The organism is Catellatospora sp. NPDC049133 (assembly GCF_040648455.1).
In the GTDB taxonomy this organism is placed as follows: Bacteria; Actinomycetota; Actinomycetes; order Mycobacteriales; family Micromonosporaceae; genus Catellatospora; species Catellatospora aurea.
The window spans coordinates 268,983-291,176 of sequence record NZ_JBEZDT010000001.1; the positions used below are offsets into that span (position 1 = coordinate 268,983).

Sequence of the window (22,194 nt, forward strand, 5' to 3'; positions counted from 1 at the left end):
GCCGTCCACGGCGCGGGGTCCGGGCCGGGCAGCGAGAATTCAGGCATGTGGGAGCCGGTGCTGGACCGCGACGCGCGCGCCGCCGCCGCACGGGCCGCCGCCGCCCGGCTGGCCTCCTCGGGCATCCACGCCGTCGCCCTGACCTGGGTCGACAACGCCGGGGTGACCCGGGTCAAGTCGGTGCCGACCGAGCGCCTCGACCACGCCGCCGCGTGGGGCGTGGGCATGTCGCCGGTGCACGACGTGTTCTGCGTCGATGACGCGATCACCGCCGGGGACCTGATCGGCGGCCCGGTCGGCGACCTGCGGCTGCATCCCGACCTGGACGCGCTGACCGTGCTCGGCGCGATGCCCGGCTGGGCCTGGGCCCCGGTGGACCGGTGGACCCAGGACGGCGAGCCGTACCCGGTGGACCAGCGGCTGTTCGCCAAGCGCATGGTCGAGCGCGGCCACGCGGCGGGACTGCACCTGCGGATGGCCTTCGAGATCGAGTGGTACCTGGCTCGGCCCGACGGCACGCCCGCGGGCGACGGTCCGGCGTACGGCATGGCGCGGCTGGCGGAGCTGGCGGACTTCGGCCGGGACCTGCTCGCGGCGCTGGCCGCGCAGGGGGTGGCGGTGGAGCAGTTCCATCCCGAGTACGGCCCTGGGCAGCTGGAGGTGTCGGTCGCGCACGCGGACCCGGTCACCGCCGCCGACCGTGTGGTGCTGGTGCGCGAGACGATCCGGGCGCTGGCGTTCCGCCACGGGTTTCGTGCCTCGTTCGCCCCGGTGGCCGTGGTGGAGCAGGTCGGCAACGGTATGCACCTGCACTTCTCGGTCTGGGCCGGCGGGCTGAACCTGTTCGCGGGCGGCGACGGCCCGTACGGGATGACGCGGCGCGGCGAGTCGGTGCTGGCCGGGGTGCTGCAGCGGCTGCCCGCGCTGGCCGGGCTGGGCGCGCCGAGCCCGGCCAGCGCCCTGCGCCAGGCTCCGCAGCGCTGGGCCGGGGCCTACCAGTGCTGGGGGCACGAGAACCGGGAGGCGGCGCTGCGCTTCGTCACCGGCGCGAGCGGTGGCCGGGACACCGCCGCCAACGCCGAGATCAAGTGCGTGGACGCCTCGGCGAACCCGTACCTGGTGGCGGGGGCGGTGTGCGCGCTGGCCACCGACGCCGCCGGCGCCGGGATGCGGCTGCCCGACGAGGTGCGGGTCGATCCGTTCACGCTGGCCGAGGCGCGCCGCCCGCCCCGGCTGCCGGACTCTCCCGCGCTGGCGGCCGAGCGGCTGCGAGCCGACGCGGGCCTGGTCGCGATGCTGGGCGAGCCGCTGCTGGACGCGTTCGGCGCGGTGCACCGCGCCGAGGCCGACACGCTCGGCAGGCTCAGCCCGTCCGACCTGGTGGCGGCGGTGCGATGGCGCTACTGACCGCGGACCTGCCGCTGATCGACGGGCACTGCCACGCGATCACCGTGGCTCCGCTGGACGACGCGGCGTTCGAGCTGTGGTGCACGGAGGCCGACGAGCCGCCCGCACCGGGCACGTCCTACCTGGACAGCCGGGTGGGCCTGGCACTGCGGCGCTGGTGCGCGCCGGTGCTGGACCTGCCCGCGCACGCCCCGGTCGCGGAGTATTTGCGACGGCGGCGCAGGCTCGGGCCGGACGAGGTCTCGACGCGGCTGCTGCGGGCCGCGAACCTGTCCGCGCTGCTGGTGGACACCGGTCCGGTCACGGGCGGGCTGGTGGACCGCCACGTGCTGGGCACGCTGGCAGCAGCGCCGACCCACGCCGTGGTACGCCTGGAGCTGCTGGCCGAGCAGGTCGCGCCCGGCACGGACGCTGCCGGGTTCGCGGCCGCGTTCGCCGTCGCGCTCGACGAGGCCCGGCTGGAGGCGGTGGCGACGAAGTCGATCGCGGCGTACCGGCACGGCCTCGACCTGGACCCGGCGCGCCCGGAGCCGCACGAGGTGACCGCCGCCGCGGCCCGCTGGCTGCGCGACGGCGGGCGGCTCACCGACCCGGTGCTGCTGCGGCACCTGCTGTGGAGCGCGGTGGACGCCGGGCTGCCGATCCAGGTGCACACGGGCTTCGGCGACCGGGACGCGGCGCTGGCCCGCGCCGACCCGGCGCTGCTGCAGCCGTTCTGCGAGGCCACCCTGCCGCACGGGGTGCCGCTGGTGCTGCTGCACTGCTACCCGTACCACCGCCAGGCCGGCTGGCTGGCCCAGGTGTACCCGCACGTGCACGCCGACCTGGGCCTGACCGTGCCGCACCTGGGCGCGCGGGCCACGGCGGTGCTGGGCGAGTTCCTGGAGCTGGCCCCGTTCGGCAAGCTGCTCTACTCTTCCGACGCGTACGGCCTGCCGGAGCTGTACCTGATCGCCGCCGCGCAACTGCGGCACAGCCTCGGGCTGGTGCTGGCGGAGGCGGTCGACGACGGCGCGGCGAGCGCGGCCGACGCGCGGCGCATCGCCGAGCAGATCGGCGCGGGCAACGCCGCCCGCGTCTACCGGCTGGGCTGATCGGGCCCGGCACACCGGCCACCGGGTAGACGATCAAAACGTGAGGGAATGGGTATGGGCCAGAGGTCAGCCGCACCCACCGGATCGAGGTGACACATGAACCCCGCCGCCAGAACGCGCTACGGCACCCCCGCTGGTACCGCTCCGTACCGTAGGCCCCGGCGGAACCTGCTGCCCCCTCCCGCCCCGCCCGTGCCGGAGCACGAGGAGGCGGCCGGGCACGAGACGGCCACCGGCCCGACCCCGATGACGCCGCACGACCAGGTGCTCGTGGAGGGGCCGTTCAACCGCGTCGACCTGCGCGGCATCCGGCAGCGCATCCACGAGCTGGGCGAGGCGTGGCGGCTGCCGGAACCGGTCGGCTGGGCGCTGGAGCTGGTCACCACCGAGCTGGTCGTCAACGTCGTGATGCACGCCGACGGGCGCGGCAGGCTGCGGCTGTCGCGCTACCCCGGCTGGGTGTTCTGCCAGGTCAGTGATGTCGGCCCGGGGGTCAGCCGGCCCTACACGGCGGGCTGGCAGCCGCCGACCGGCACGCAGACCTCCGGCCGGGGGCTGTGGATCGCCCGGTGCTTCTCGGAGCGGCTGACCATCGACTCCAGCACGCTGGGCACCACGGTCACCGCGAAGATCTGGGCCCCGTCCGGGCCGCGCTGACTCAGGGCCAGCTCGGCCGCAGCGGCATGCCGCCGGCGCCCTTCGGGTCGAGGCGTACGCCCAGCACCTGGTGCAGCTGCACCTGGTCGCGCTCGAAGCCGAGCCGGCAGCCGGCCAGGTAGAGCCGCCACACCCGGGCCCGGCTCTGCCCGATCTCCTCGACGGACTCGGCCCAGTGCCGCTCCAGGTTCGCCGACCACTGGGCCAGCGTCAGCGCGTAGTGCTCGCGGAAGTTCTCCTCGTGGCGGATCTCGAAGCCGTTGGCGTTCATCACGCCGATCAGGTGCCCGACGCCCTCCAGCTCCCCGTCGGGGAACACGTACTGGTTGATGAACGTGCGCCGGTAGCGTCCCGGGTCGCGGTTGTCGGGCCGGGTGATGCAGTGGTTGAGCAGCCTGCCGCCGTAGCGCAGCCGCTGCTGCAGGAACCGGAAGTAGCCGGGCAACTGGGCCCGGCCGATGTGCTCGGTGAGCCCGATCGAGCTGATCGCGTCGTAGTGGCTGACCGGCACGTCGCGGTAGTCCAGGTGGCGCACCTCGGCGAGGTCGGACAGGCCCGCCTCGGCGATCTCCTTGGCCGCCCACTCGGCCTGCCGCCGGGACAGGGTCACCCCGAGCGCCTTCACGCCGTACTCGCGGGCGGCGTGCATGACCATGCCGCCCCAGCCGCAGCCCACATCGAGCAGGCGCATACCGGGCTGGAGATCGAGCTTCTTCGCGACCAGGTCGTGCTTGGCGAACTGGGCCTGCTCCAGGGTCGCGGCCGCGTCGGGGAAGACCGCGCAGGTGTACGCCATGGACGGGCCGAGCAGCCACTCGTAGAACCTGTTCGACACGTCGTAGTGGTGCGAGATCGCGGCCTGATCGCGCTCCTTGGAGTGCCGCCGGCCATGCAGCCGCGCCTCCATCGGCGGCCGGGGCGGCGGGTTCAGCAGCCGCAGCCCGCCCAGGTCGCGCAGCGCCTGATACCGCCCGGACCAGGACTGGTCCAGCTTGAGCCCGTTGACGGCGACCAGCGCCTCGTACATGTCGCCGTGCACCTCCAGGTCGCCGGAGACGTACGCGCGGGCCAGGCCCAGCTCGTGGCGGCCGGTGACCAGGTAGGACAGCGCGCGCTCGCTGCGCACCTCGAAACCGACGGCGGCGTCGGACGGGCCCGCCTCGCTGCCGTCGAACGCGGAGAACCGCACCGGGACCGGGCCCGTGACGAGCCCCTGGACCACCTTCGCAATGCTCATCTCGACCTCACCGAACGCACTTGTCGTACAGGTCTGGCAGCCGACCGTCGGGGTCGTACTCGCCCTTCACCGCCGCGTACGCGGGGCCGTTGTAGAGCTCCCAGAACTCCTCGCGGGGGTAGTGCACCGTGGAGTAGAGGGACTTGTGCCCGCCGAGCGCGTCGACGCGCGCCTCGATGAGCCGGTTGTGGAAGTCCGCGGCCTGGCCCGGCCGCCGCGCGACGCTGGACCAGAAGCCGAAGTTGACGTACAGGTCATCGGGCTTGAGCGGGTACAGCGGCCACGGCACGGGATCGCGCAGCCGCAGCGGGCACAGCCACACCGGGGTGATGCCGACCTCGTCGAGGAAGAAGTCCAGGAACTCCGGGCCCTGGCGCACCGGCACCTCGACGTCCTGCACCACCGCCTCCTGTGCCGGGCGCCCGCGCACCTTGTCCAGCCGCGCGCTGAGGCCGTGGCGGCGATCGAACGCGACCATGCGGTGGTAGACGTCGGAGCGCCGGTAGCGGCGCGGCCACACGCGGCGTACCAGCGGATGCTGCGCGCCGAACGCGCGCGAGCACCAGAACCAGTCGGTGTCCCAGCGCCACAGGTAGTCGCGGACGCCCAGGTAGTCGATGGGCCGCCGGGACGGCGACCGGTAGTAGATCTCCTGGCCGGTGTAGTCGCTGGTCCACGGCGCGGTGTCGGTGAAGGTGCCGATGGTCAGGTACATCTGGCGGCCGTGGAAGACGGTGCCGTCGAGGAAGTCGACCCGCGCGTCGCCGTCGCGGCCGGACGTGCACAGCTCGTCGAGGGCGGCGAAGCAGGCCGCGGCGTTGTCGAAGCGCCGGTGCCGCAGCCGCACGTACGGCTGCACCGGTTCCAGTTCGATGGTCAGCCGCAGCGTGTAACCGAGCGTTCCGTACGAGTTGGGGAAGGCGCGGAACAGCTCGGCGTGCTCGTTGTCGGGCCGGGCGGTGACCACCCGCCCGTCGCCGGTGAGGATCTCCATCTCCAGCACCGACTCGTGCGGCAGGCCGTTGCGGAACGACGACGACTCGATGCCCAGCCCCGCCACCGCCCCGCCGATGGTGATGGTCTTGAGCTGCGGCACGACCAGCGGCATCAGCCCGAAGCGCAGCGTCTCGTCGACCAACCGCTCGTAGGTGACCATGCCCTGCACCTGGGCGGTGCGCTCGGTCTCGTCCACGTAGATCACCGAGTCGAACGCGCTGACGTCCAGCCCCGGCCCGGCTTCCGGGCGGCCGAAACGGAACAGGTTGGACGTGCGCTTGGCCAGCCGCACCGGTTCCGTGCGGGGCAGGGCCTGGTACTGCGCCTTCAGCGCGCGTACCGCACCGGCATGGTCCTCAACGGATGGCCCCACGCTCGCAACGTACCGCCGCCCGGTGTGCCGGGCGTCATAAATCACTCAACTCCGATGCCCGCCCGTGATTGACTTCAGGTGTGCGCAAGTACGTGATCATGGGCGTTCAGGGCAGCGGCAAGGGCACCCAGGCCAAGCAGCTGGCCGCCGACTTCGACCTCGTGCACATCAGCGTCGGCGACGTCTACCGCTGGCACGTGCAGTACCACACCAAGCTCGGCGCACAGGTCCGCCGGGCGATGAACGCCGGTGAGCTGGTCGACGACAGCACCACCGAGACCGTGGTCCGCGACCGGCTGGCGCTGCACGACTGGAACTACGGCTTCATCCTCGACGGCTTCCCCCGCAACCGCCGCCAGGCCCAGTTCTTCCTGGAGAGCTACGACGTCGACGCGGTGATCCACCTCGACCTGCCCGACAGCGAGGTGCGCCGCCGCGTGCTGGCCCGCCGGCTGTGCTCGAACTGCGGCATGGACTACAACCTCATCGAGCACCGCCCGGCCCGCGAGGGCCGCTGCGACGCGTGCGGCGGCGAGCTGGTCACCCGGGCCGACGACACCGAGGAGGCGCTGGCCGCCCGGCTGGCCGACTACCACGCCAAGACCGATCCGGCGCTGGAGCTGTTCCGCGGCAAGGAGCTGGTGATCAGCGTGGACGCCACGGCGGCCAAGAGCGCGGTGCAGCGGGCCATCCGCGAGCAGCTCGGCCTGCCCCAGCCGGTACGCAAACCGCAGGCTGACCGGCGCAGATAATCTGCTACGGATCTATTCGGCGTACACTGGCGGGCATGACCGCGATGGCGCCCACCCGCACCAGCCCCGACCTGTCCTTCCTGCTCGACCACACGAGCCACGTGCTGCGCACCCGGATGGCCGCCGAGCTGGCCGAGATCGGGCTGACCGCGCGGATGCACTGCGTGCTGGTGCACGCCCTGGAGGAGGAGCGCACCCAGATCCAGCTCGCCGCGATCGGGGACATGGACAAGACCACGATGGTGGTCACCGTCGACGCGCTGGAGAAGGCGGGCCTGGCCGAGCGCCGCCCGTCGAGCATCGACCGGCGCGCCCGGATCATCGCGGTGACCCCGGAGGGCGCGAAGGTGGCCGCCCGCAGCCAGGAGATCGTCGACCGGGTACACGAGCAGGCCCTCTCCGCCCTGCCCGCGACCCAGCGTGAGACCCTGCTGCGCGCCCTGGAAAGCCTGGTCACGGGACATCTGTCCGCCCCGGCCGAGTCCTCCGCACCGGTGCGGCGGGCCCGCCAGTAGCCAGTCCAGTTCCGTAAAAGATTGTCTGCAACGAAACTATCCGCTACGGTCTCTCCTAACGGCACCGTCCACAGGAGGACCGCATGTCCACGTCCACGTCCGCCCCGTCCCGCTCCCGCTGGATCGCCCTGGGGGTGATCGCGACCGGGCTGCTGATGACCGTCCTCGACGGCAGCATCGTCACCGTCGCGATGCCCGCCATCCAGCAGGACCTGGGGTTCACCCCCGCCGGCCTGAGCTGGGTCGTCAACGCGTACCTGATCGCCTTCGGCAGCCTGCTGCTGCTGGCCGGGCGGCTCGGTGACCTCATCGGCCGCCGCCGCCTCTTCCTGGCCGGCACCGCCGTGTTCACGGCGGCGTCGCTGCTCGCGGGCGTCGCCGACACCCCGGCCCTGCTCATCACCGCCCGCTTCCTGCAGGGCGTCGGCAGTGCCATGGCCGCGGCCGTCGGCCTGGGCATCCTGGTCAGCCTGTTCCCGGCCCCGGCGGAGCGGGCCAAGGCGATCGCGGTGTTCAGCTTCACCGGCGCGGCCGGGGCCTCACTCGGCCAGGTGCTCGGTGGTGTGCTCACCGACGCCCTCGACTGGCACTGGATCTTCTTCATCAACCTGCCCATCGGCGTGGCCGCCCTCGCCGTCGCCGTCGCGGTGCTGCCCGCCGACCGCGGACTCGGCCTGGCCGCCGGAGCCGACGTGATCGGAGCGCTGCTGGTCACCGCCGGCCTGATGCTGGGCATCTACACCGTGGTCAAGGTCGAGGAGAACGGCTGGACGTCGGCGCCGACGCTGACCACCGGCGCGGTCGCGGCGCTGCTGCTGGCGGCGTTCGCGGTCCGGCAGGCCACCGCGCGGCGGCCGCTGATGCCGCCGCGGGTCCTGCGCTCGCGCAGCGTCACGGGGGCGAACCTGGTGCAGATGCTGATGGTCGCCGCGCTGTTCTCCTTCCAGATCATCACCGCCCTCTACCTGCAGAAGGTGCTCGGCTACGGCGCGGGCGAGACCGGGCTGGCGATGCTGCCGGCCGCACTGATCATCGGCGCGGTGTCGCTGGGTGTCTCGGCCCGGCTCAACACCCGCTTCGGCGAGCGCCGCGTACTGCTGACCGGCCTCGCGCTGCTGATCGTGCTGCTGGGGCTGCTGGCACGCATCCCGGTGCACGCGTCGTACGTCATCGACCTGCTCCCGGCGATGCTGCTGGCCGCCGGGTTCGGGCTCGCGCTGCCCGCGCTGACCACGCTCGGCATGTCCGGGGCCGGTCCGGACGACGCGGGACTCGCCTCGGGGCTGTTCAACACGACCCAGCAGATCGGCATGGCGGTCGGCGTGGCGGTGCTGTCCACGCTGGCCGCGGGCCACACCGGGCACGCGCTGGCCGGGGGCGCGAGCCAGGCCGAGGCGCTGACGGGCGGCTACCGGCTCGCGTACACCGTCGGCGCGGGGCTGTTGACGGCCGCCTTCCTCGTCGCGTATGCCCTGCTCCGCAACCCGCACCACACCACCCAGCCGCTACCGGACCACTCCACCCTGCCCGCCACCGCCTGACTCCGGTTTCCATGAACGTTTTTCCATAGACGTTGGCCTAGCTCATCGAAATTACTCGCCCGGGTTGGGTGAGATAGGGCAAAGTCTATGACGAGCGGGGTGGGCGCCGGTCGTCGTTTGCGGGGATGAAGCCGGCGGGGATCTGGGGGGACGGCTGCGCGGCGTGGCGGCCGGGGTCGGGGACGGGCTCGCAGGCCATGTCCAGTTCGGCGGTCTGGGGCGGGACCAGGCCGAGGCGCACGGACGGGGTGGGCAGGATCGCGTCGAGCAGCCAGTCGGCGGCGACCCGGGCGCGATTGCCGGGCAGCGAGAGCAGGTGGTAGCCGCGGGTCACGGCCATCGCGGGCAGGCCGGACAGCGGCACGCCGAACGGGTTCGCGGCCGCGTCCCAGCCGCCGAGGTCCACCAGGAAACCCAGGTCGTGGTGGCGGTACGGCTTGCGGGCGCCGACCCCGCACGAGGCGGCGATGTTGTGCGCGGCGACCCGGCCCTGCCGTACGGCGTGCTGGGCGGTCATCGGGGTGTGGTGGCCGGGGCGGGTCAGGTCGGGCACGGCGGCGGCGTCGCCGCAGGAGAACACCTCGGGGTGGCCCGGCACGGCGAGGTACTCGTCGACGATCAGGCGGCCGTCCACCGACGGCAGCCCGAGGCCGTCGACCAGCGGGTCGGGGCGTACGCCGACGCACCAGATCAGCGAGCGCGTAGGCACGTACGAGTCGTCGGTGAGCTGCACACCCTCGGCCTCGGCCTGGCGCACCGAGGTGCGTGTGCGCACGTCGACGCCGCGCCGGGCCAGCACCCGCGCCGCGGTGCGCGACAGCCGCGGATCCAGCTCGGGCAGCACCCGCTCGGCGGTGTCCAGCAGCAGCCAGCGGGGCCGTTCCCGCAGCCGGGGCAGCGACCTGGCCAGCGCGTCGGTGAACAGCTGCCCGTGCGCGGCCACCTCGGTGCCGGTGTAGCCCGCGCCGACCACGACGAAGGTGCAGCGGGCGCGGCGCTCCTCCGGGTCGGTGGCCTGCGCGGCCAGCTCCACCTGCAGCGTGATGTGGTCGCGCAGGAACATCGCCTCGGCCATGCCGCGCAACCCGTGGGCGTACATGCCGACGCCCGGGATGGGCAGCAGCCGGTTGACGCTGCCCGGAGTGAGCAGCAGCCGGTCGTAGTCGAGCGCGTTGCGCGCGCCCTCGGGACCCGTGTAGGCGAGCCGCCGGTTCGCCAGGTCGACGGCGGTGACCATGCCGGGCACCTGCCGCACGTGGCGTAGTGTCGCGGCGAGCGAGACCGTGATCCGCCTCGGCTCCAGCAGGCCCGCCATCACCTCGGGCAGCAGCGGCACGTAGAGCAGGTAGTCCGCCGGGTTTATCAGGGTGATGTCGGCGTGGCCGCGGGAGCTGCGCGACAGGCTGCGGGCAGCGTGGAAGCCCGCGAATCCCGCTCCGACGATGACGATGCGAGGCCGGGCCATGGCTGACTCCATTCCCCGGGACGGCGTTCGGCAAACCTGCCCTGACCAGCTCTCGCGCACACTCTGTCACAGAATGGCAACGCTCCGCCGCCGGTTCCTCGCGCTTGGTAATGTCCTGACAGGCCTCGGGTTCCGCGTGGCTCACCCGGTTCCCATACGGCCTTCGGTTTTGGATCGGCGCTCGCGCCGGCAGAGCAGGGGGTGCGACACATGTTGGACGTTCGGAGCGAACGGCTCGCGCGGCGGTTCCGGCTGTGGGACACCGACGGCAACGGCCACGTCGACCGGTCGGACTTCGAGGCCGAGGGCCGGCGCATCGTGGCGGCCTTCGGCGAGGACGAGCAGTCCCCACGCGGCCGGGCCGTGCTCGACTCATACCTGGCGATGTGGGAGTACCTGGCCGCCAAGGCGAGCCTGGCCCCCGAGGACACGCTGTCGGCCAAGCAGTTCGACCGCATCGCGCAGACCGAGATCATCCTGATGGGCAACACCGGTTTCAGCACCGTGCTGCGCCCCACCATCAGCGCCACCCTCGACCTGTGCGACACCGACGGCGACGGCCAGGTCAACCCGGCCGAGTTCCGCCGCTGGATCGAGGCCATCGGCGTCACCAAGCCCCACGCCGAGGAAGCCTTCGACCAGATCGACGAGAACCACGACGGCCAGCTCAGCATCGACGAACTGGCCCAGGCCGTCCGCGACTACCACGCCGGCCTCCTCGACATCCCCCTCCTAGGCCGCTGACAAAGGCCCACGAAGGAAGGGCACCTTCTTATCGCTATGCGTAGAGGAAGGGCACCTTGTTAACACCGCAGGGCTCCGACCTGCGGCGATAAAGCCGTCAGCGGGCAGGCGGCGCGAGGGCGGGTCGGCAGCTCGTCGTCCGGCCCGCGGCCGCCGCGGCAGCGGGCCGATCCGGCGTCGCCCGAGCAGCCCGCTGCCGCGGCCGCTCGGGCGACGGTGTGCGGCATGGTCAGGACTCGGCCGCCACATCGGACGCGGACTTGTCCGGGCGCAGGCCGCGCCAGGCCGGGTGGCGCAGCCGGCCGTCGCGGGTCCACTCGGTGAAGCGGACCTCGCCGACCAGCTTCGGCGTCGCCCAGTGCGCGCCGCGCGCCTCACGGATCGGTGGCCCGGCCGCGAACGGCGACGTCTTGCGCTCCAGCATGGACAGCCGCTGCCGCAGATCGTCGAGCATCTGCCGGGTGAAACCGGTGCCGACCGAGCCGACGTAGCGCAACCCGTCCGGCCCCGGAATCCCCAGCAGCAGCGCCCCGATCGTGTCCGCGCGATTGCCCTGCCCCGGCCGCCACCCGGCGATGACCACCTCCTGCGTACGCAGGTTCTTCACCTTGATCCACGCCCGTGACCGCCGGCCCGGCTCGTACGCCGAGTCCAGCAGCTTCGCGACGACGCCCTCCAGACCCTGCTCGCGCGAGGTCTCCAGCAGCCGCGTCCCGCCGCCCTCGGTGTACGGCGGCGTGTCCCAGTGCGCCCCCGACAGACCCAGGCCCTCCAGCAGCTCGCGCCGCTGCCGGTAGGGCAGCTTCGTGGTGTCCCGCCCGTCCAGGTGCAGCAGGTCGAAGAGGACGTACGTGACCGGCGTCCGCGCGGCCAGCAGCCGCACCCGAGCCGCGTCCTGCACGTGCATCCGGGGCTGCAGCGCGCCGAACGAGATGCGGCCGGAGCTGTCGAAAGCCACCAGCTCCCCGTCGAACACTGCAGTCGTCGACCCGAGCGCCTCCCCGAACGCCCGCAGCTCCGGGTACGCCGCCGTGACGTCGAGGTCGTTGCGGCTCATGGCGCGCACCCGGCCACCCTCCACGTAGACGACCGCCCGCACCCCGTCCCACTTCAGCTCGTAGCCATAGCGGCCGTCCTGCGCCTTCGACGGCAGCTCCCCCAGCGTCGCCGTCATGGGCCGGACCAGATCGGGTGGCGCGGTCCGGTCGGCCGGCGGCGGGTCCATGCGGTGCATCAACCACTGGGTGCCCCTGGTACGGATGAGCACGTAGCGCCCCTGCACGCGGTGCCCGTGCAGCACCACCTTGACCTCGCGATCGCTCCACTTCTCCAGGTCGTAGGTGCCCCGGTCCCAGATGGCGACCTCGCCCCCGCCGTACTCGCCCTCGGGGATGTGACCGGCGAAGTTCGCGTATTCGAGCGGATGATCTTCGGTGTGGACCGCCAGGCGGTTGTCCTTCGGATCCAGGGGCAGGCCCTTGGGGACGGCCCAGGAGACGAGCACACCGCCGTGCTCCAGGCGGAAGTCCCAGTGCAGCGCTCGGGCGTGGTGCTCCTGGATGACGAAGGTGTCGTCGTGCCCGCGCGGCAGCGGCCCGGCCGCGGGCACCGGCTCGGGCGTACGCGCCGCCGACCGCTTCCCCCGGTACGGCGCGAGCTTGTCGGCCACAGTGCAGTTCTACCTCGGCGCTGTCGCCGCGTGGGCCGGGTTTGCCCATGCGGCCGGTATTTCTCCGGCCCGAAGACGCCCTGCATGCGCAGCCGGCCCGGTTGGCACGTGAACTCGCCGCCACGGGCGGACCGGCACCGCTCACGTGCGCAGCTACATCTTTTTTGATGTGGTCACATCAAAAAAGATGTGACCCGTCACCGCGCCATGTCGTCCAGCGCATGCGCCACGGTCGATCATGAACTTGGGGCAGGGACACACCGTCGAGCCGTGCCATAAGTTCATGATCGACGCGGATAGCCGCGTACCCGAGACTGGCTTGTATCCTCGCGTGATGTTCGACGCCGCCGTGGCCGCCGGGATCGCCGCCTTCCTCAACCACCCCGACCACGACGAGGACCAGATCGTCGCCGTGCTGCGCGAGCAGGGGGTGGCCGACTGGCTTGCCGAGCGCCTGGTGACGTACCTGCCGATCGTGTTCGGGCGGTACCTGCTGCGGGCCTGCACCTTCGATCCGGACGTCGTCGACGGCGAGGGGCGTCGGCCGCTCGACAGCGACCCCGTCTTCCGGGCGGCCCACGCCCGCGCTCAGCACCCGACCCACGAGGAGCTGAAGCAGATCGGGCTGCGCAGCGCCGAGGTCAACGCCGTGAACCAGATGCCCGACTCGAAGCTCGAAGACCTCGTCTTCAGCGCGACTCACCTGCCGAGCCCGCTCCCGCCCGCGGAGCCGGGCGACGGCGGTGTGCCCTCGCCAGGTGTGCGGTTCGCCCAGCTGCTCGACGGCCATGGCCTGACCACCGGCCACGACGCACACGGCTGGTACGCGGGCGAGCTGCGCTTCGGCGCGAGCCTGATCACCCACCCGGCGCCCATGGTGCTGGGCCAGCTCGACTTCGCGGTACAGCACCCCGCGCTCGCCGTCGACCGGCTGGTGGAGAGCGTCGCCGCGCACGGGGACACCTGGCGGGCGTCCATCGATCGCGGCACGGCGATGTTCGCCGAAAGCAGCCTGCATGTCCTGCTCGCCGCCCTGGTGGACCGCGCCGCCCACACCGACCAGGTCGAGTGGGAGCGGTACGAGCACCCTTCCGGCCCGTTCGACGTCTGCGTCGGCCCGCAGATCAGCTTCTTCGCACAGGACATCCCGCCGGCCGGTGACGCCTTCGGTGCCGTGCTGACCGCACTGCACGCCGTGCCGCTCAGCCGGCAGGCACACGGACTGCGGGTGTTCCTGTGCTACCAGAACGGCCGGTTGATCACCAACGAGGTGCTGCTCGACAACGAGCCCTGCCCGGCCGGCATGGCGACGGTCCCCGAGCAGCGCGACGACCTGCCGCAGCAGATGGCCGCGTTCCGCATCTTCGCGATGCTCGTGCCCGCCTAGCACGCGCGGCACGTGACGCTGAGTCGTCCGTCCCCATCGGAGTGTCATGGCGTATCCGTGACACGGCCCGTGACAGTGCCACCATCCGTACACATGATTTCGATCTCCATCGATCATCTCTAGCGTCCCTCCCACATGCATGGGAACGGCGCGGACAACCCCACCGCGCCAGGGGCAGGAGAGGTGAATCGATGGACCTGAGGCGCTCCCTCAGCACACTCGGACTGACCGCGCTCGTCGCGGCGTCCACGCTCACCGGAGGGGCGGCGGTCGGTGTGGCCGCGGCGCCCGCGCCGGTGTGCGTGGAGCCGGCCGCGGCGGCCAAGGCCAAGCCGGGCGGTTCCGCCAAGCAAGACCCCAATGAGCTCACCGCCGAGCAGGTGACCGCCAACGAGAAGGCGCTCGAAGCCGCCCTCAAGGCCAAGGGCAAGGCCCGCGCGGGCACGGCCGCCGTGGCGGCGGCGACCGTCACCATCCCGGTGGTCGTACACGTGATCTCCGAGGACGGCACCCGGGCCAACGGCAACATCCCGGACTCGATGATCAACAACCAGATCAACGTGCTCAACCAGGCGTACTCCGGTGGCACCGGAGGCGCGGCGACCGCGTTCGCGTTCCAGTTGCAGTCGATCAACCGGGTCACCAACGCGGCCTGGTACCCGATCGTCTACAACTCCAACGCGGAGAAGGCGATGAAGGCGGCGCTGCGCGTCGGCGGCGACGGCACCCTGAACATCTACACCGGCCTGCTCAGCCAGGACCTGCTCGGCTGGGCCACCTTCCCCCAGTCGAACATCACCTCGTACGACGGCGCGGTGATCCTCGCCGAGTCGCTGCCCGGCGGCAACGCCAGCCCGTACAACCTGGGCGACACGGCCACCCACGAGATCGGCCACTGGCTGAACCTCTACCACACCTTCCAGGGCGGCTGTAACGGCCAGGGCGACCAGGTCGCCGACACCCCGGCGGAGAAGACCGCCGCCTTCGGGTGCCCGACCAACCTGGACACCTGCAAGAGCAAGCCGGGCCTGGACCCGATCCACAACTTCATGGACTACACCGACGACTCCTGCATGTACGAGTTCACCGCGGGCCAGGCGACCCGCATGCTCGACGCCTGGAACGCGTACCGCGCGTGACGACAGGCGGGGCCCGGCGCGCGCCGGGCCCCGCCGCTGATCTCCGGGTCCCGGCGACAGGTGGGTGCCGGGACCCGGTGTCCGTCAGCTCTGCCGCAGCGCCGGCATCGGCACGGGGACGCAACGCACCATGATCGTTCGACTTGCCAGGCAGGTGGGCGAATGCGGGGTCAAGATACGCACAGGTGCCTGGCAAGTCGAACGATCAACGTAAGGAAGGCGGTGGGTCAGGCGTTGGTGCGGGCGTGGGCGGTGGCGGCGCCGGTGCGGGTCATGCGGTGCCAGCGCAGCCGGTCGCCGACCAGCGCCATGACCGTGGACTGGATGACCACGAGGTACATCAGCTGCCGGTACACGATCTGCTGCAGCGGCAGGCTCCACAGCGGGCCGTAGCGTTCCCCGTCGAGCTTGAGGGCGTACGCCGCGGTCAGCACCTGGACCAGCGTGAAGCCCAGCCACACCGCCGCGACCTGCGCCGGTGGCAGGAAGATCGCGCCGTACACCCCGTAGACGTCGACCATCGGCGCGGACAGCGGCAGCAGCACCTGGAACAGCGTCAGGTAGGACAGGCCGCGGCGGCCCAGCCGGCCCGACGCCCCGCGCTCGGTCAGCGCGCGGCGGTGCTTCCACATCGCCTGCATGGTGCCGTAGCACCAGCGGTAGCGCTGCCGCCACAGCTGGCGCAGCGAGGCAGGGGCCTCGGTCCAGGCGATGGCGTCCGGCGCGTACACCACGCGCCAGCCGGCCCGGATGATCGCCATGGTGAAGTCGGTGTCCTCGGCCAGCGTCTGCGTGGACACGCCGCCGACGTCGACGACCGCCTCCCGGCGGAACGCGCCGATCGCCCCGGGCACGGTCGGCATGCACTGCAGGATGTCGAACATGCGGCGGTCGAGGTTGAAGCCGATCACGTACTCCAGGTGCTGCCAGCGGCCCAGCAGCCCGCCGCGGTTGGCCACCTTCGTGTTGCCGGAGACCGCGCCGACGAACGGATCGGCCAGCGGCTGCACCAGCTCGCCGATCGCGTCGGGTTCGAAGACCGTGTCGCCGTCGACCATCACCAGGATGTCGCCGCGGGCGAACATGACGCCGGTGTTCAGCGCGGTCGGCTTGCCCGCGTTCTCCTGCTCCACGACGTACACGTTCGGCAGCCGCAGCCGGCGCACCAGCTCGGCGGTGCCGTCGCTGGAGCCGTCGTCGACGACGATGACCTCGACGTTCGGGTAGTCACCGCCGATCAGGGAGCGCACGGTCGCCTCGATGTTGGCCGACTCGTTGTAGGCGGGCACGATCACCGACACCGCGCCGACGTACCGCTTGCGCCTGCGGGCCTGCTTGCGCACCCGGCGCACGTGCACGCGGGCGCACCACACCTGCACGATCAGCCGCAGCACGGCGAGCACCACCGCGGCGAGCATGAGCCAGGTCATCGCGCCGGCCAGCCAGCCCGCGCCGAGCTGCGCGAAGCGCAGCGCGTGCCCGCGCACCCGCTGCCCGGTGGCCGCGGCGGGGGTGTCAGGCAGCTCCAGGGCCTGCGACACGGTGGTGAAGCGGTAGCCCTGCTCCTGCAGCCGCGGAATGAGGATCTCCAGCGCGGCGACGGTCTGCGAGCGGTCGCCGCCGGCGTCGTGCATCATCACGATCGCGCCGGCACCGCCTTCCGGCGTGGCCGCGGCGACGATGGCGTCGACGCCGGGCCGGCTCCAGTCCCTGGTGTCGAGGTCGGCCAGCACGGTGAGGTATCCCTCGTCGGCGGCCTGCCGCATCGCCTCGTACGCGGGCACGGTCACCGCGTCCGGGGTCGCCGAGTAGGGCGGGCGCATCAGCGTCGGGCGCAGGCCGGTCGCGGCGGCGATGGCGTTGCCGGTCAGCGTCGTCTCGGCCGTGCGCTGCCAGCCGGGCGCGGCGGACAGGTCGACGTGGGTGAAGGTGTGCGCGGCGACCTCGCTGCCGCTGTCCACGATCTGCCGCGCGATGTCGGGGTGCCGGTTGACCTGCGCGCCGACGGTGAAGAAGGTGCCAGCCGCGTCGTGGCGGCGCAGCACGTCGAGGATCGCCGGGGTCCAGCGCGGGTCGGGGCCGTCGTCGAAGGTCAGCGCGATCGTCTTGGCGGGCATCGCCCGGGTGGTGACCGTGCCGTCCGGGGCCAGGCGCTGCACCGGGCCGCCGCCGACCACCTCGTCCGGGGCGGGGCGCTCCTCGGCGACGGGGTGCGGGCCGCTGCCCTCCGCGCCGACGTGCTCGACGTACCCGTTGAGGCACAGCCCGGCCAGGGCGAGCGCCAGGGACAGCGCCAGCAGCAGCCAGTGCGCTCTCGGCTCGCGGCGCTGGGGCACGCCGCGTCTCGCGTGTCGCGACATCGCTACTTCTTCTTCGACGCGGTCGGGTGCGGCCGGTCGGTGGGCCGGTTGCCGCGGGTGGACGGCGCGGCGGTGGGCGCCGTGCTCGGCTCGCCGGTGGTCTTCGTCGGCGACGGGGAAGCCGTCGCGCCGGGCTGCGGCAGCGGCTCCGGCGTCGAGGGGGACGGCGACGGTTCGGCCGACTCCTCGGCCACGGGACGGTCGGGCAGCAACTGGGGCAGGCCGGGCAGCCCTGCCCCCTCCACCCCGAGGAAGCCCGCGACCACGATGCCCAGCATCAGCGTGAGCGCCACCCCGCCACCGGCGGCCAGCACGGTGAACAGGCGTCGCCGGCGACCAGTACGGTCCACGAACACCGGCCGGTTCGCACCTTTTCTTCTGCTCATCCCCAACAGCCCTGACCTAGCCCGTCGCCTCCGAGGAGGCCTGCCATCGCGCACCACATGCGCCACCGGTAGAGCGCCGCCCACCTCTCGAACGTCACACCGAGTGACGCGTGTCTCCGGGTGGGGGGCAGCCGGTTCGCACAGACGGAGGAGATGTGTGCACAATCAAGCGCTCAGGGACGCGTGGGAAGGGGAGCTGCCGGTGACCGAGCTGCGACCCCATGCCGCCGATCTGACGGCGGCCGTGGATGCGGCCCGGCACGGCGACGAGGCGGCGTTCAACAGGCTCTACCTGGCGGTTCAGCCCAGTTTGCTGCGCTACCTGCGCATGCTCGTCGGCTCGGACGCCGAGGACGTCGCCTCCGAGACCTGGCTGCAGATCGTGCGTGACCTGCATACGTTCCGTGGCGACGAGGCCGGCTTCCGGCGCTGGGCGGCGACCGTGGGCCGGCATCGGGCAATGGACCACCTGCGCCACCATCAGCGCCGCCCGTCGGTGCCGTTCCCGGTCGAGGCGATGGCGGACCTGCCCGCCGCCGACGACACCGCGGCCTCGGCCGAGCAGCTGATGACGACGGACGGCGCGCTGTCGCTCATCGCCTCGCTGCCCACCGACCAGGCCGAGGCGGTGCTGCTGCGGGCGGTGATGGGCCTGGACGCGCAGTCCGCGGCCGACGTGCTGGGCAAGCGGCCGGGCGCCGTACGCATGGCCGCGCACCGGGGCCTGCGCCGCCTCGCCGAGGTGCTGGGTGTCGAGCGTCACGGTCGCGGAACAGTGACGCCCGGCGCGGATCCGACGCTCAACGAGGTGACATGAGCGAGTTTTCGACTTCCGGCGGCTTCGACCCCGGCACGAGCGAGCGGCTGCTCGACGGCGCCCGCCACCAGGCCGCCGACCACGGACCGGTCGGCGATCTGCTGGCCCGCGCCGCCGCACCCGGCCGCCCCGAGGAAGTCGCCGGGGCGGCCGCGGTGATGGCCGCCTTCCGTGCCGCGTATCCGCAGCCGGTGGCCCGTACGGGCCGCACGCTGCGGCGGGCGGTCGCGCTCAAGGTCGGGGCGGTCGTGGCCGCACTGACGGTCGGCGGCGTGGCGTTCGCGGCCCACTCGGGCGTGCTGCCCAACCCGTTCCCGATCGGCCCGCAGTCTCCGGTGTCGCCGTCGGACTCCCCGCCGGGCGGCTCCCCGGACCAGCGCACCTCGCCGTCGCCGAGCGGCTCGGCATCACCGCTGCCCTCGGTCTCCCCCTCCGCCGCGGCGAATCTGCACGGCCTGTGCCGCTCGTTCCTGGCCACCGCCGAGCGCGACAAGCCGAAGGCGACGGACAGCCCGGTCTACGCCCCGCTGGTCGCCGCGGCGGGCGGGCAGGACCTGAGCGCGTACTGCGCCGCGCTGGTCGAGGCGGAGGCCGGGCGGCCCAGCGCCAATCCCGGCAACGGGCCCTCGCCGAAGCCGAGCAAGGCCCATCCCGCCCCCTCGGCGAAGAAGACGAAGGACAGCTGACGGCGGGCGCGTGACACGCGGGCGAAGCCCGGCGCTATCTGAGTGGGACCAGCAGGACGCACCCCTGCTGGTCCCATCGCATGTCCGGGGCCGCCCCGCACGGCGCGTGCGCTTTATACCACTCTGCGCTATAGGTAGCCTGACCTGGTTTGTCGCATTTGTTGACATATCAGGAGGCATATCCAGCATGAATAACGGATGGAGAGCAGGCGCGCTCGGCACTTCGCTGCTGTCGGCCGTCCTGATGTTCGGCACCGCGGCCGCCCCGGCCCCGGTCGCCGCCCGCGCCGCCGGTCCCGCGGCCCCGGTCATCACCGAACCGGAGAAGGACAACCGACTGCTCAGCGCCGCCGACGTGCACATGGAGACGCGGGCGATGCAGAACAACGACGCCGGCGACGCCCACCTGTGCACCGACTGGGAGATCTGGGCCGGCAACGCCGGCTCCGGCGAGCGGGTCTGGTTCGACTCCTGCGCCAGCGGCACCGGCCGGGTGCACGTGCACCTGGGCGACGGGGTGTTCGAGAACTCGTTCACCGGCCGCAAGGACCTGATCCCGGACAAGAACTACACACTGCGGGTGCGGCACCGCGACGCGAGCGGCGCGTGGAGCGCGTACTCCAGCCGGCCGTTCAAGACCGACGTCGAGCGCAAGCCGCTGCCCGGCGCGGGCGACTGGAAGATCCACCAGCCCGGTTTCGTGGTCGAGGAGGTCACCGGCGACATGGCGCTGCCGGTGAACATCGCCATGGTGCCCAACTACTCGGGCGACCTGAGCAAGCCGCTGTTCTACGTCACCGAGCTGTACGGCCGCGTCCGCGTGGTCACCGGTGACTTCAAGAAGCACACGTACGCCGACGACCTGCTCGACTTCGACCCGAGCGCCCAGTTCCCGGGCACCGGCGAGATGGGCGTGACCGGCATCGTGATCGAGCCGAAGACCGGCGACCTGTTCGTGTCGATGCTGTACAAGGACGACGGCGACCTGCTGCCCAAGATCGTGCGCTTCCACAGCGAGGACGGCGGCCTGACCGCCGCGACCAAGACCACGATCTTCAAGGCGCCGGGCGAGGAGCAGTCGACCTCGCACCAGATCTCGAACCTGACCATCGGCCCGGACGGCAAGCTCTACGTGCACATGGGCGACGGCTTCATCGCCGACACCGCCGAGGACATGGACTCGTTCCGCGGCAAGGTGCTGCGGATGAACCTGGACGGCACCGCGCCCAGCGACAACCCGTTCTACAAGGGCACGGGCAAGTTCCAGGCCAAGGACTACATCTACGCGTACGGCCTGCGCAACCCGTTCGGCGGCGCCTGGCGGCAGGCCGACGGCCAGCACTACTCGGTGGAGAACGGCCCGTCGGTCAACGACCGGCTGGCCCGGATCACCAAGGGCGGGCGCTACCACTGGACCGGCGGCGCGAGCGGCCTGACCAAGAACGCCCTCTACAACTGGAAGGAGACCCAGGGCCCGGTCGGCATCACCTTCACCGAGCCGAGCGTCTACCACGCGGCGGGCTTCCCACAGGAGAAGTACGGCAACGCGTTCGTGTCGCTGAGCGGCCCGACGTACGCCAGCGGCCCGCAGCGGCGCGGTAAGAAGATCGTCGAGTTCTCGTTCAACGAGGACGGTTCCGTCGACGACCCGAAGACCCTGATCGAGTACACCGGCAGCGGCAAGACCAGCGTCGGCGGCCTCGCCCCGGGGCCGGACGGCCTCTACTTCACCACGCTGTACACGAAGATCGGCGACGCCACCGACTCCGGGGCGAAGATCCTGCGCGTGCGCTACGTGCGCAAGGACACCGGCTCGCCGGTGACGCTGTACTCCGACAGCGGCTTCAAGGGCGACTCGAAGGGCCTGGGCACCGGGATCTTCGACGCCACCGCGTTCGGCAAGGTCAAGGACAACACGGCCAGCTCCCTGCGGGTGGCCGGCGGCTACCGGGTCGTCGCCTGCGACAGCCCGGCGACCGCGCCCGACCTGGGCAGCTGCCGCTACTTCGGGCCCGGTGAGCACGGCTCGCTCGGCGACTTCAACGACAAGCTCTCGTCGCTGGCGGTCTTCGGCGCGCCGGTCGAGGGCAAGGGGGTGCTCGGCTACGGCGAGACCGGCCTCAAGGGCACGGCCCAGCCGCTCGGCGCGGGCATGCACGAGTCGGTCGCGGGTGAGCTCACCGGCGGTGAGAACACGTCGATCAGCTCGCTGAAGGTCGGCGCGGGATACCGGCTGATCGCCTGCGACAAGGACCGGTCCGCCGCGGGCGGCGCTCTCGGCGTCTGCCGCATCCTGGGCAGCGGCGAGCACGCCACCGTCGGCGCGCTCAACGACAAGATCTCGCTGATCGGTGTCGTCGGGCCGCCGCTGACCGTGTTCTCCGAGGCCAAGGCCAAGGGCAAGAGCCAGAGCTTCGAGACGGGGGTGTACGAGGGCACCCGCGGCGAGCTGGCCGAGGTCGGCGACAACGCGATCACCTCGCTGCGCCTGGAACCCGGCTACCGGGCCGTGGCCTGCGCCGGTGACGGCAGCACCGGGACCGGCCTGGCCACCCTGGGCCGCTGCCGGTCGTTCCCGCCGGGCGAGCACACGCTGACCGGCACCGACCTCGACGAGAACATCTCGCTGCTGCTCGTCTCGGGTGAGCCGGTCAAGGGCGCGAACGCCACCGCGTACGCCGACCAGGCCTTCAAGGGCGGCAAGTCCGCGCTGGGCCTGGGCATCTTCGAGGCGTCGCGCGACGACCTCGACGGGGCCGGCAACGACAACATCAGCTCGCTGCAGGTCGCCCCGGGGCACCGGGCGGTCGCCTGCGAGCACGGCACCAAGCCGGTCGTGCTCGACGTGGGCATCTGCCGCTACTACAAGGCAGGTGACGTCACCTTCGTCGGCGCGGACGTCAACGACAAGTTCTCGCTGATCGCGGTCGACAAGGTCGGCGGGGCACCGGCCAAACGCTGAAGCCCCG

General features: G+C 72.1%; 17 protein-coding genes and 1 pseudogene. 12 read left to right on the top strand and 6 right to left on the bottom strand.

Annotated features, from left to right (window positions below; all coding sequences use genetic code 11):
• Positions 1-45: 45 nt before the first annotated feature.
• The 3 genes from AB0B35_RS01260 to AB0B35_RS01270 all read left to right on the top strand — a co-directional run bounded on the left by AB0B35_RS01260 (position 46) and on the right by AB0B35_RS01270 (position 3,158).
• Entirely contained in the window at positions 46-1,407 is a 1,362-nt protein-coding gene (locus AB0B35_RS01260) for a glutamine synthetase family protein (protein ID WP_361039254.1), read from the top strand.
• Positions 1,395-2,501: an amidohydrolase family protein gene (locus tag AB0B35_RS01265; protein ID WP_361039256.1), complete on the top strand. Its 1,107-nt coding sequence runs from the start codon at positions 1,395-1,397 to the stop codon at positions 2,499-2,501. Before AB0B35_RS01260 ends, AB0B35_RS01265 begins: the two co-directional genes overlap by 13 nt.
• Positions 2,502-2,693: 192 nt before the next feature.
• Positions 2,694-3,158: an ATP-binding protein gene (locus tag AB0B35_RS01270; protein ID WP_361039259.1), complete on the top strand. Its 465-nt coding sequence runs from the start codon at positions 2,694-2,696 to the stop codon at positions 3,156-3,158.
• Position 3,159: 1 nt separating this feature from the next.
• Here the strand turns inward: AB0B35_RS01270 and AB0B35_RS01275 are convergent, their stop codons facing one another.
• Together AB0B35_RS01275 and AB0B35_RS01280 are read right to left on the bottom strand one after the other, a co-directional pair.
• A complete protein-coding gene (locus tag AB0B35_RS01275; RefSeq protein ID WP_361039262.1) occupies positions 3,160-4,395 on the bottom strand; it encodes a cyclopropane-fatty-acyl-phospholipid synthase family protein in 1,236 nt (411 codons plus the stop codon).
• Positions 4,396-4,402: 7 nt separating this feature from the next.
• Positions 4,403-5,764 (bottom strand): FAD-binding oxidoreductase, encoded by a 1,362-nt coding sequence (locus tag AB0B35_RS01280; RefSeq protein WP_361039265.1) that lies wholly within the window; start codon positions 5,762-5,764, stop codon positions 4,403-4,405.
• Between the two features lie 80 nt (positions 5,765-5,844).
• Here AB0B35_RS01280 and AB0B35_RS01285 point away from each other — a divergent pair, with 80 nt between their 5' ends.
• The 3 genes from AB0B35_RS01285 to AB0B35_RS01295 all read left to right on the top strand — a co-directional run bounded on the left by AB0B35_RS01285 (position 5,845) and on the right by AB0B35_RS01295 (position 8,572).
• Positions 5,845-6,516, top strand: a complete 672-nt coding sequence (locus tag AB0B35_RS01285) for a nucleoside monophosphate kinase (protein WP_361039267.1) — start codon at positions 5,845-5,847, stop codon at positions 6,514-6,516.
• 35 nt (positions 6,517-6,551) lie between these two features.
• On the top strand, positions 6,552-7,031 hold the full coding sequence (locus AB0B35_RS01290; RefSeq protein WP_361039269.1) for a MarR family winged helix-turn-helix transcriptional regulator: 480 nt from the start codon (positions 6,552-6,554) through the stop codon (positions 7,029-7,031).
• An 83-nt stretch (positions 7,032-7,114) separates the two neighbouring features.
• Entirely contained in the window at positions 7,115-8,572 is a 1,458-nt protein-coding gene (locus tag AB0B35_RS01295) for an MFS transporter (protein ID WP_361039271.1), read from the top strand.
• 220 nt (positions 8,573-8,792) lie between these two features.
• On the opposite strand, the pseudogene AB0B35_RS01300 reads toward AB0B35_RS01295, so the two are convergent.
• Positions 8,793-10,037: pseudogene (locus tag AB0B35_RS01300) on the bottom strand (NAD(P)/FAD-dependent oxidoreductase); the annotation flags it as partial.
• 210 nt (positions 10,038-10,247) lie between these two features.
• Between AB0B35_RS01300 and AB0B35_RS01305 the strand changes: the two are divergent.
• Positions 10,248-10,781 carry an EF-hand domain-containing protein gene (locus AB0B35_RS01305; RefSeq protein ID WP_191841069.1) on the top strand — a complete coding sequence of 178 codons (534 nt, stop codon included), beginning with the start codon at positions 10,248-10,250 and terminating at the stop codon, positions 10,779-10,781.
• Positions 10,782-11,010: 229 nt separating this feature from the next.
• Here AB0B35_RS01305 and ligD read toward each other — a convergent pair whose 3' ends face one another.
• A complete protein-coding gene (ligD, locus tag AB0B35_RS01310; protein WP_361039274.1) occupies positions 11,011-12,450 on the bottom strand; it encodes a non-homologous end-joining DNA ligase in 1,440 nt (479 codons plus the stop codon).
• A gap of 334 nt (positions 12,451-12,784) precedes the next feature.
• Between ligD and AB0B35_RS01315 the strand changes: the two genes are divergently transcribed.
• Together AB0B35_RS01315 and AB0B35_RS01320 are read left to right on the top strand one after the other, a co-directional pair.
• A complete protein-coding gene (locus tag AB0B35_RS01315) occupies positions 12,785-13,837 on the top strand; it encodes a DUF6348 family protein (RefSeq protein WP_361039276.1) in 1,053 nt (350 codons plus the stop codon).
• Between the two features lie 191 nt (positions 13,838-14,028).
• On the top strand, positions 14,029-14,976 hold the full coding sequence (locus AB0B35_RS01320; RefSeq protein ID WP_361039278.1) for a zinc metalloprotease: 948 nt from the start codon (positions 14,029-14,031) through the stop codon (positions 14,974-14,976).
• A gap of 227 nt (positions 14,977-15,203) precedes the next feature.
• Here AB0B35_RS01320 and AB0B35_RS01325 read toward each other — a convergent pair whose 3' ends face one another.
• Together AB0B35_RS01325 and AB0B35_RS01330 are read right to left on the bottom strand one after the other, a co-directional pair.
• Positions 15,204-17,336 carry a bifunctional polysaccharide deacetylase/glycosyltransferase family 2 protein gene (locus tag AB0B35_RS01325; RefSeq protein WP_361039281.1) on the bottom strand — a complete coding sequence of 711 codons (2,133 nt, stop codon included), beginning with the start codon at positions 17,334-17,336 and terminating at the stop codon, positions 15,204-15,206.
• A 2-nt stretch (positions 17,337-17,338) separates the two neighbouring features.
• Positions 17,339-17,722: a hypothetical protein gene (locus AB0B35_RS01330; protein ID WP_361039283.1), complete on the bottom strand. Its 384-nt coding sequence runs from the start codon at positions 17,720-17,722 to the stop codon at positions 17,339-17,341.
• 202 nt (positions 17,723-17,924) lie between these two features.
• Between AB0B35_RS01330 and AB0B35_RS01335 the strand changes: the two genes are divergently transcribed.
• The 3 genes from AB0B35_RS01335 to AB0B35_RS01345 all read left to right on the top strand — a co-directional run bounded on the left by AB0B35_RS01335 (position 17,925) and on the right by AB0B35_RS01345 (position 22,187).
• Positions 17,925-18,539: a sigma-70 family RNA polymerase sigma factor gene (locus AB0B35_RS01335; RefSeq protein WP_361039286.1), complete on the top strand. Its 615-nt coding sequence runs from the start codon at positions 17,925-17,927 to the stop codon at positions 18,537-18,539.
• Complete coding sequence (locus AB0B35_RS01340) at positions 18,536-19,225, top strand: hypothetical protein (protein WP_361039288.1); 690 nt, start codon at positions 18,536-18,538, stop codon at positions 19,223-19,225. The genes AB0B35_RS01335 and AB0B35_RS01340 overlap by 4 nt, the downstream gene beginning before the upstream one ends.
• Before the next feature lie 187 nt (positions 19,226-19,412).
• Positions 19,413-22,187 carry a PQQ-dependent sugar dehydrogenase gene (locus AB0B35_RS01345; protein ID WP_361039290.1) on the top strand — a complete coding sequence of 925 codons (2,775 nt, stop codon included), beginning with the start codon at positions 19,413-19,415 and terminating at the stop codon, positions 22,185-22,187.
• Positions 22,188-22,194 lie beyond the last annotated feature (7 nt).